The sequence below is a fragment of the Pseudomonas sp. Colony2 genome, from assembly GCF_019382755.1.
Classification (GTDB): Bacteria; Pseudomonadota; Gammaproteobacteria; order Pseudomonadales; family Pseudomonadaceae; genus Aquipseudomonas.
Genome location: NZ_CP080030.1, coordinates 4,663,702 through 4,674,281 on the forward strand (window position 1 = coordinate 4,663,702; position 10,580 = coordinate 4,674,281).

Annotated in this window: 4 protein-coding genes; 2 read left to right on the plus strand and 2 right to left on the minus strand. The window is 63.1% G+C overall.

The window, feature by feature from the left end:
- A partial coding sequence (locus tag JV201_RS18550) for a non-ribosomal peptide synthetase (protein WP_219405871.1) occupies window positions 1-6,240 on the minus strand: 6,240 nt, incomplete at its 3' end.
- Window positions 6,241-6,726: 486 nt separating this feature from the next.
- Here JV201_RS18550 and JV201_RS18555 point away from each other — a divergent pair.
- Both JV201_RS18555 and JV201_RS18560 read left to right on the plus strand, forming a co-directional pair.
- On the plus strand, window positions 6,727-7,521 hold the full coding sequence (locus JV201_RS18555) for a helix-turn-helix transcriptional regulator (protein ID WP_219405873.1): 795 nt from the start codon (window positions 6,727-6,729) through the stop codon (window positions 7,519-7,521).
- Entirely contained in the window at window positions 7,521-9,011 is a 1,491-nt protein-coding gene (locus JV201_RS18560; RefSeq protein WP_257903237.1) for an efflux transporter outer membrane subunit, read from the plus strand. Before JV201_RS18555 ends, JV201_RS18560 begins: the two co-directional genes overlap by 1 nt.
- Window positions 9,012-9,197: 186 nt before the next feature.
- On the opposite strand, the gene JV201_RS18565 is transcribed toward JV201_RS18560, so the two are convergent.
- Entirely contained in the window at window positions 9,198-10,538 is a 1,341-nt protein-coding gene (locus JV201_RS18565) for a sorbosone dehydrogenase family protein (protein ID WP_219407202.1), read from the minus strand.
- Between the last annotated feature and the right edge of the window lie 42 nt (window positions 10,539-10,580).

Here is a 10,580-nt window from a genome sequence, read left to right on the forward strand (position 1 = left end):
AGGCACAACCTCCACCCGCTCCACCCTCCTCCCAACCACCCCCGCCAACCCCACCACCGTCGGCTGACTGAACAACGACCGGGCATCCACCTCCAACCCCGCCTTACGCAGCCGCGCCACCACCCCCACGGCCAACAACGAATGCCCCCCCAACTCAAAGAAATGATCCTGACGCCCCACCCGATCCAGCTTCAGCACCTGCGCCCAAACCCCAGCAATCACCGTCTCCACCTCCCCCTGAGGCGGTTCATAGGCGCGACTCAACACCGCCTCCACCCCAGGCTCCGGCAACCCCTTGCGATCCAGCTTCCCCGCCGGATTAAGCGGCCACACCTCCACCCGCACAAACGCCGAAGGCACCATGTACTCAGGCAACCCCTCCACCATGTAACTGCGCAACGCCTCAAGCCCCGGCACCGCATCACGAACAGTGAAATACGCCACCAACCGCTCATCCCGAATCAACGCCGCCACCTCGCGCAATGCAGGATGCGCCGCCAACCGCGCCTCAACCTCCCCCAGCTCCAGCCGCACCCCACGCAGCTTCACCTGAAAGTCATTGCGCCCCAGAAACTCCAGGTTCCCGTCCGGCAAATACCGCACCAGATCCCCCGTGCGATACAACCGATCCCCCGCCACAAACGGGCTATCGATAAACCGCTCCGCCGTCATCTGCTCCAACCCCAGATACCCGCGAGCCACGCCCACCCCGCCGATATGCAACTGCCCACTGCACCCCAGCGGCACCGGCCGATCATGCTCATCCAATACGTAAAGCCGGGTATTACTGATGGCCCGCCCAATCGGCAACTGCAACCCCGGCACCGGCGCACCCGGCTCCAGCGTCCAGGCACTGCTGTCCACCGTCGCCTCGGTCGGTCCGTAGACGTTATGCAAGCGCACTTTGGGCAACCGCGCCTGAACCCCACGGGCCAAGGCCTCTGTCAGCTCCCCACCACCGCATAAAACGTCGGTAAGGCTGGTACAAAGCGCAGACTCCTCCAGCTCCAGAAACTGCTGCAACATCGCCGGCACAAACTTGATCACACTGACCTGTTGCTCACGAATCACCTGCGCCAGGTACGCCGGCTCACGGTGCCCATCGGGACGCGCCAGGACCAGGCGCATGCCATTGGTCAGCGGCCAGAACAGCTCCCACACCGAACCGTCAAAACTGAACGGCGCCCGCTGCAACAACGCGCCACCCTCGGCATTCGGGCACAGTTGCGAGCCCCAGTGCATCAGGTTGCCCAGGCCCCGATGCTCGATCATCACGCCCTTGGGCGTGCCGGTGGAGCCGGAGGTGTACATCACGTACGCCAGGTTGCGCACGCTCAGCCCCGGCACTCGCGGGTTGCCTTCAGGCGCCTGCTGCCAGGCGCCGTGGTCGAGGTCGATCACCGGTATCGACACCTCCCCCGGCAAATCGCGGGTCGCGCCGTGTACCAGCAAGGCGACCGGCGCGCTGTCTTGCAGCATGTAGGCGAGACGCTCGCGAGGGTAGCCCGGGTCCAACGGTACATAGGCGCCCCCCGCCTTGAGGATGGCCAGCAAGCCCACCACCAGGTCCAACCCGCGCTCGACACACAAGGCCACCCGCGAATCCGGCTGCACGCCGCGCTCGCGCAGGTGATAGGCCAGGCGGTTGGCGCGCTCGTTGAGCTGGCGGTAAGTCAGTTGCTGCTCACCGGCCTGCACCGCCACCGCGTGAGGTGTGTGCCGGGCATGGGCTTCGAACAAGGCGTGGACGGTCTGGTCCACGGGGTAGTCGGTTTCGCTGGCGTTGAAGTCCACCAGTTGCTGTTGCAGTTCGGTCGCGGGCAGCACCTGTACATCGAACAGCGGCGCCTCGGGCGTCTCCACCAATCCCGCCAGCACCGTGCCAAGGTAGTCCAGCAGGCGCTGGGCACCGACCTTGCGGGGCGCCTTGGCCTTGAGCCGGAAACCGCTGGCCAGGTCGTCCACCGTCAGCATCAGTGGGTAGCTGAGGATGTCTTCGCTGCTCAGCAATTCGATGCCGGGCTGCAGCACCTCGAGTGCCTCGACCGAGACATGCCGGTAATTCAGCAGGCTGTTGAACAGCGGTGTGACGCCGCTGCAACGCTGGGCCAACGCCAGGGACGCTTGCTCGTGGGCGAGCAAGGCGCTGAGTTGCTGCTGCGTCTGCCTGATCGCCTCGCGCACCGTCACCCCGGCCAGGCGTACCCGCAGTGGCAAGGTGTTGATGAACATGCCCAGGGCACGGTCCGCGCCCTCACCGGCCTGCAGGCGTCCCAGCAGAACCGTACCGAACACCACATCGTCACGGCCCGAGACGCGACCCAGTACCTGGGCCCACGCCAGATGAAACAGGCTCGCCGCGCTGACACCCAAGGTGCGGGCCTGCTCGCGCAACAACTGGCCGAGTGCGTCGGGAAGCAGCACGTCGGCTTCCTCGGTGTCACGGCGATCCGCCTGGCGTTCCTGTAAACCGAAGGCCAGGGTCGGCTCGTCGACATCCGCCAGCCGCTCGCGAAAGAACGCTTCGTGCCCGGCCTCGCGTTCCGCTGACCGGGCCTGGGCGACCACGTTGCGATAGGGCACCGGCGCCGGCAATTGCTGTTGCTGGCCAAGCAGATGAGCCTGGATTTCCGCCATCAGTACTTGCGTGGAAGTGGCGTCGTTCACCAGATGATGGAAACGCAGCATGCCCACCCAACGGCGGTTCTGCGGGTCTTCGGCATAATCCAGGGCCATCAGCGGCGCCTTGCGCAAGTCCAGTGGCCGCTGGCGTTCGCGCAGTTGTTCGAGGATTGAATCGCCCTGGAGGGCCACCGATTGCACGTCCAGAATCGCCTTGCGCCACACCACTTGCATCGGTTGTTCGAGGGCATCCCACGCCAGGCTGGTGCGCAGGATGTCATGGCGGTCGATCACCTGTTGCAGCGCCTGGGCGAACGCTTCCAGCTGTTCACGGCGGGCAAAGCTGAACATCGCGTGTTGCTGGTACGGATCGCGCTCGTCGGTGATGTGGTGATACAGCAGGCCTTCCTGCAACGGCGCCAGTGGGTAGATCTCCTGCACATTGGCGGCGCCGCCGGGGATCGCGGCGACGATGCGTTCTATCGTCGGCGGGTCCAGTTCGGCCAGCGCCAGCAGGTCCGGAGTAATCAATTGGCAACCCGCCGGAACACGGTTGGCCGGCACATCAAGCACGGTGCCCTGGCCAACCGCTGCCGCCAGTGCGGCCAGGGTCGGCTGGCCGAACAGCACCTGCACGTCGGCCTGCAACCCGACCTGGCGCATGTGCTGCACCAACTGGACCGCCAACAGCGAATGGCCGCCCAACTCGAAGAAATGGTCATGCCGCCCTACTTGCTCGACGTGCAGCACGTCGGCCCAGATCTGCGCCAGGGCGATTTCCGTAGCACCTTCTGGGGCCTCGTAGACTCGACTGATAAATGCATCGGCACCGGGTGCCGGCAAGGCCTTGCGGTCGAGTTTGCCGTTGGCCGTCAGGGGCAACGCGTCCAGCTTTACGTAGGCCTGCGGCACCATGTAATCCGGCAAGCGTGATTTAAGATGGGCGCGAAGCGCTTCAATCGCTACCGGCGCATGCTCGGTGAACCAGGCCAATAGCTGCCCCTCGCGTACCAGCACCACCGCTTCGGTGACCCCTTCATGACCCGCCAGGGCGGACTCGATTTCCCCCGGCTCGATGCGCACGCCGCGAATTTTTACCTGGTCGTCGTTGCGGCCCAAATATTCAATATTCCCATCCGGCAGCCAACGCGCCAGGTCGCCGGTGCGGTACATGCGGCCTGGGTTGAATGGGTCATCAAGGAAGCGCTCTGCGGTCATGTCCGGGCGGCTCAAATAGCCCCGCGCCACGCCTTTCCCGCCGACGTACAACTCGCCTGCAGTACCGATGGGCACCGGCCGCTGTTGCTCATCCAGCAGGTAGACCGCGGCATTCGCGATGGGTTTGCCGATGTGCAGCGCCTGCCCGGCCTCAACGAGGCCCGAGGTGGCAACCACGGTGGCTTCAGTGGGACCGTAGTTGTTGATCACCGCGAAACTGCGCGCCTGGTTGAACTGGCGCAGGCGGTCGCCACCAATCAGCAGCGTGCGCAAAGTCGGGTGTTCGATATTCTGGCTGAACGCATACTCGGCCACCGGCGTGGGCAGGAAGCATACGTCCAGTGGTTGCGCGCGCCACCAGGCCAGCAGCGCGTCGATGTCTTCGGCGCCGTCGTGGGGCGGCGGCAAGTGCAAGGTCGCGCCCACGCACAGCGCTGGCCAGACCTCCCAGGCCATGGCGTCAAACCCGAAACCGGCAACGCTGGCGGTATGGCTGCCCGCGTGCAAATCGAAGGCCTGGCAATGCCAGTCCACCAGGTTGGCCACGGTGTGGTGCTCCACCATCACGCCCTTGGGCAGGCCGGTGGAGCCCGAGGTGTAGATCACATAAGCGAGGTTGGCGGGTGTCATCGCCACTTGCGGGTTGCGCGCCAACTGCGCCGTGGCGTGGTCCAGATTGATGACCGGCACGCTCAATACCGGTAGACGCTCGAGCAAATCCGTCTGCGTCAGCACCGCCACCGGCGCGCTGTCATCGAGCAGGTAGTGCAGGCGCTCGGCAGGATGGGCCGGGTCCACCGGGACATAACAGGCGCCGGACTTGAGAATCCCCAGCAAGCCCACCAGCGTCTCCAGGCCGCGCCGGGCGACGATCGCCACACGGTCGTCGGGCTTTACCCCGAGCACCAATAGCTGCCGCGCCAGGGCATTGGCCCGTTGATTCAATTGGTCATACGTCAATCGCTGCCCCTGATACACCGCCGCCACCGCATGCGGCGTCACCGCGGCCTGGGCCTCGACGCGCCCATGCAGGGTTTGCGCTGCGGGATAGGCCTGGGCGGTGGCGTTCCAGCGTTGCAACTGCGCGGTTTCCTCGGGCGTTATCAGCGAGAAGTCAGCCAGGGGCAGCGCGGTGTTTTCCAGCCCCTGCTCCAGCACATACACCAGGCGATCGGCCAGGGCCTGCACCTCGTGTGCCTGGAAGTACGCCTCGTTGTAGACGCAGTGCAGGCACGCCGTGTCGTGGTAGCGATTGCTGCGCAAGTGAATCGCCAGCGGCAACGGCTCATGGTGGTTGGACACCTTGATCGCCCGGGCCGACGCCTGGCCGTAGCGAAATTCATGGTCGTCCTGCTCATAGGACACCGACAGGTCGAACAGTTGGCCACGGTCGGCGCGCAGCAAACCCAGCTCGCGATTCATCTCGCTCAGCGGGAAACGTTGATGTCGGAAATCCTGCTGGAGCTGGTCGCGCACGCCACGCACCAGGGCGCTGAAAGGCAGGTCGTCGCTGAACTGCAAGCGCACGGCACTGACCTGGGTGAAAAGCCCCAGGGTCGAACGAAAGCGTGCATTGGAACGGTTGAGTATCGGCAGCCCCACCACCCACTCCTGGCGCTGGCCGGTGCGGCTGAAGTACAGGTACATCGCCGCCAATAACACATGGAACGCCGACGCCTGGTAATGGTTCGCCGCCCGCGCCATGCGATTGAGCAGCGCCGCCGGAAACGGTGCTACCAGGGTGTTGCTCGGCGCATCGCCCTTGGCCTGGTAACGGCGCGTCAGCAGCGGCTCTGGCAGCACCTGGTATTTGTCCAGCCAGTAGCTGCGGTCCCGGGCGTAACGGGCCGACTCGCGATAGCGTTCATCGTTGTCGATGAAGTCGATATAGGACGGCGCCGACAGGTCCGGTAGTCGGCCCTGCTCCAGGGCGCTGTAGATCCCGGCAAGGGATTGCAGCATCTGGCCAAAGCCCCAGCCATCGAGAATCAGGTGGTGAGCCTGGGTGCCGAGGCGGTAATGCTGGTCATCGAGCTTGACCAGGAAGAAGCGGAACAACGGTTCGTCGACCAGCGCATAGGTTCGCGCCATCTGCGCCTGCAACAAGGCCTCGGCGGCCGCGCGGGGATCCGGCTGGCGCGAGACGTCATGCTGCGGCACCGATACCGCCATGGCCCCGGCAAACGCCTGCCGTGGCAAGCCATCGGCCGCCACTTGCAACACCGTACGCAATGCGTCGTGCTTGGCCACCAGGTGCTCGATGGCTCGCTGGATCAATGCGGGATTCACGGTGCCCGTGAGTTCGATATAACCCCCGATGTTGTACAGCGGCGAGTCACCGAGGCGCAGTTGGTCGAGCCAGATATCCCGCTGGGCGGCGGTCAGGGGGAAATACGTCATAAGATCCTTCTCATGTGAGGTGTCGATAAGGCGCACAACGCCCCATTGAGGCGAAATCAACGGGATTTAAGCATCGCCCCGGAGGGCCGTATGTCACCCGAAACCCGGACAGCCCGGGTACCGCGCCGGGGTTGGCTGATGGTTCAGTGCTGAAACGATTAAATGGATGTAGGAGATTGGCTACATCTGGCCGATGCCATATAGCCGGGCATGTCGAGAAAATTGAGTAAATATGTTTTATATCAACTAGTTAACAAACTCTAAAATCCTTTTACCCTGCAGCTTCAGCCTATATCCCTGTCGGAAATGACGAAATAATGGCGCGCTTTTTATGGCAGGTTGTGTCCCTCGTTTCCGCTACATACGTAGGACAAATCCACGTGGCTAAATGAAGCCTCGAGCACCGACCCAGGTTCAAGGAGAACGGGAGGCCTGCACACGTACGGGCAACCGTTGACGGTTTTCGACATCAAGGATGAGATGGCTATGAGTCTGACCAGCAGTATTCGGAATATGGAAAATCCGCATTTTTATTTCGAGTTGGGAGAGTTGATTTCAAGCACCGGCACTGAACACTTCGCAGCGAACATGCTGCAACTGGTCAACAAGCTGGTACCGGTTCACTTGGTGGACCTCAGTGAATGGACCCTCGACGAGCACCAGGCCTGCGTGCTCGATATCAAGTTACTTGGCAGCGACGGGTTGAAGCAGGACCTGCTGCCACCGCGCACCCTGCATCACCGCGACGATCATCCGCTGCTGAAAAAAATGCTCGGCATGAACGACCCGCTGTTGATCCAGATGAATGCCAAGGCCGACAGCACCCACACCCGCGGCACCTCCCATCAGTGCAACCTGGTATCGCGCCAGGCCAATCGGCGCTGCGTGATTTCGTTCTACCGGCCCCACACCCAACGCGCCTTTTCCCTGGCGCAGTTGTCGTTTCTCAAGAGCCTTTCGGAAACCTTGCTGCCGTTGATCGAGCGCCACGCGCAGATCAATCGACAGGCCCCGCCGGTAGCGCCCGAGCCCTCTAAAACTCCGTTGGAGCAGTCGCAATTGCAGCGCGAATTCTATAAACGCCTGTCACTCAGTGACATCACCTTATCGGCGCGGGAACAGGAGGTTTGCCTGGGGTTGTTGACCGGCGGAACCGTACCGCAGATGGCCGAGAAACTCAGCGTGAAAAACAGCTCCATCGAAACCTACCTCAAGCGCGCGGCGGCCAAACTGGGCGTGAGTGGCCGGCATGGCCTGGCCAAATGGATGGTTGGCGCGTGATGAAAAAACTGATGCTCGGCGTGGCGTGTGTGCTTGGCGGGTGTTCGTTGATCCCGGACTATCGGCGGCCCGAGGCACCGACCCCGGCGCACTACCCGGTGTATAACGCGGACCGGGTGGGGCCATCGGCCGCCGGGCCTGACTGGCAACAGTTGTTCCGTGACCCGGTGATGCGGCAGTTGATTGGCCAGGCCCTGGTGAATAACCGTGACCTGCGGGTGGCGGCGCTGAATGTCGAAGCGTTCCAGGCGCAGTACCGCATCCAGCGTGCCGACCTGTTCCCGGCGGTGTCTGCCACGGGTGCCGAAAACCGCCAGAAAGTCCCGCGGCGCGCCACTACCACCGGCAAGTCTGCGATCACCTCTACCTATTCGGCGACATTGGGCGTCAGCGCCTACGAGCTGGATTTTTTCGGCCGTGTACGCAGCCTCAGTGAGCAGGCGATGCTGCAATACCTGGCCACTGAAGAAGCTCGGCGCAGCGCGCAACTGAGCCTGGTGGCCAACGTCGCCAACGCTTACCTGACCTGGCGCGCCGACCAGGAACTGCTGGCCCTGGCCCGGCAGACGCTGGCCTCGGACGAGCACAGCCTGCGTCTGACGTCGCGCAGTAAAACGGCGGGCAAGGCGACGTCGATTGATGTGATCCAGGCCCAGACCAGCGTCGAAAGTACCCGGGCAAGCATTGCGCGCTACCAGCGGCAGGTGGCCCAGGACCTCAACAGCCTGGCGTTGCTGGTGGGTGGGCCGGTGCCGGATTCTTTGCCGGCACAGCCGCTGTCCGACGACCTGGTAGCCCGGGTGCCGGCCGGGTTGCCGTCGGACCTGCTGCAACGGCGGCCGGATATTGTGCAGGCCGAGTATCAGCTTCAGGCGGCCAACGCGAATATTGGCGCGGCGCGGGCGGCGTTTTTTCCTTCGGTTACGCTGACGGCCAACGCGGGCACCTCGAGTAAGGATCTGTCGGGATTGTTCCAGGGGGGCTCGGGGAGTTGGGGGTTCCAGCCGCAGATCAATCTGCCGATCTTCAACGCGGGCAGCCTGCGGGCCAGCCTGGATTACGCGAAGATTCAGAAGAACATTTATGTCGCGCAGTATGAGAAGTCGATTCAGACCGCGTTCCAGGAAGTCTCGGACGGGCTGGCGGCGCGGCAAACGTATAACGAGCAACTGGCGGCGCAGCGGGATTTTGTTCGGGCCAACCAGACGTATTACGACCTGGCTCAGCACCGGTATCGCAGTGGGGTGGACAGTAATCTGGTGTTTCTGGATGCGCAGCGGTCGTTGTTCAGTTCGCAGCAGGCGTTGATTGTTGATCGGTTGGCGCAGTTGGTGGCGGAAGTGAATTTGTATACGGCGTTGGGTGGGGGTGGAAGGGTGATTCTGCTGGGGTGGGGATGGGGTGGGGGTGGGGGCATATCCGTTTCTTCGGTCACGGCGGCTGATGGTTCCGCTCTTACAGCGACTCACTTTGGAAAAGCCCCAAAGTAAGCAAAAGCAAGAGCACGGCGGCCTGAAAGCCGACCTGAGTGTTAAAAGCAAAAGCAAAGCCGCTTTGCTGTAGGAGCTGGCTTGCCGGCGATGCAGACACCTCGGTGCATCAGGTACACCCAGTTGATGCCATCGCCGGCAAGCCAGCTCCTACAGTGGACCGTGAGCCGCTGTAAGAGCAAAACCCTAAGGCCTTACCCGTGCCACCCGCCACACCTTGTTCCCCACATCATCCGCCACCAGCAACGCGCCCTGCCCGTCCAACGCTACACCCACCGGACGCCCCTGAGCCTCTCCATCACCATTTAAAAACCCAGTCAGGAAATCAACAGGCACACCCGACGGCTTTCCGTCCCGGAACGGAATAAACACCACCTTGTACCCCGCCTGCGGATTACGGTTCCAGGATCCATGCTCCCCCACAAACACCCCATCGGCAAACACCACTGGCATCCCCCGCGCATCGGAAAAAGTCAGGCCCAACGGCGCAACGTGAGTCCCCAGCGCGTAGTCCGGTGCAATCGCCTGGGCGACCTTGTCCGGACGCGGCGGCTGCACCCGGCTGTCAACGTGAGCCCCGTAATAACTCCACGGCCAACCGTAGAACGCGTCGTCCCGCACCGACGTCAGGTAATCCGGCACCAGATCGCTGCCGATCTCGTCGCGCTCGTTGACCACCGTCCACAACTGCGTAGAGCCGGGTTTCCACGCCAGCCCATTGGGATTGCGCAACCCACTGGCGAACAGACGCTTCTGCCCACTGGCAAGATCCAACTCCCAGATCGCAGCACGCCCTTCCTCGGCGTCAAGCCCATTCTCACCCACATTGCTGTTGGACCCGACGGTCACATAAAGCTTGGTACCCTCAGGATTGGCCAGGACGTTTTTGGTCCAGTGATGATTGATCCCGGCCGGCAGATCAGTGACCTTCACCGGCACGGCATCGATGTGAGTCTGGCCCCGAACATAAGGCACCTTGACCACCGCATCGGCATTGCCGATATACAACTCATCCCCCACCAACGCCATGCCAAACGGCGACGTCAGCCCACCGAGAAACTCACTCTTCACCTCGGCACGCCCATCACCGTCGGCGTCCCGCAGCAGCGTGATCCGGTCGGCGCTCGGCGTATCGGCACCGACCCGCCCCATCACAAACCCCATCGCGGTACGACGCGCCCAGGCGAGCAAACCCGTGCCGCCGTCCGTGGCACCTTCAGGCATGGGCGGATGGTTACTCTCGGCTACCAGCACGTCGCCATTGGGCAAGGTGTACACCCAGCGCGGATGGTCAAGGTCCGCGGCCAACGCCGTTACCGTGAACCCATCGGGCGCCGTTGGCTGGGCATTACCGGGCCAGCCGACAGCCTTGGAAACCTTGAGTGTCGGGATCAGTGATGCAGTGGGTTCGGGCAGTTGCGGGCTTGGCCCCACACCGGCCTGAAACGGCAGTTTGGAGGAATCGCCACAGGCGCTGAGGGCAGCCGTGGCGGTGATCAGCAGCGCAAGGCGGCTTGGTGCATTCATTGGGAAACCTCGGGACAGCCCTTTATTGGGCAGGCAAAAACC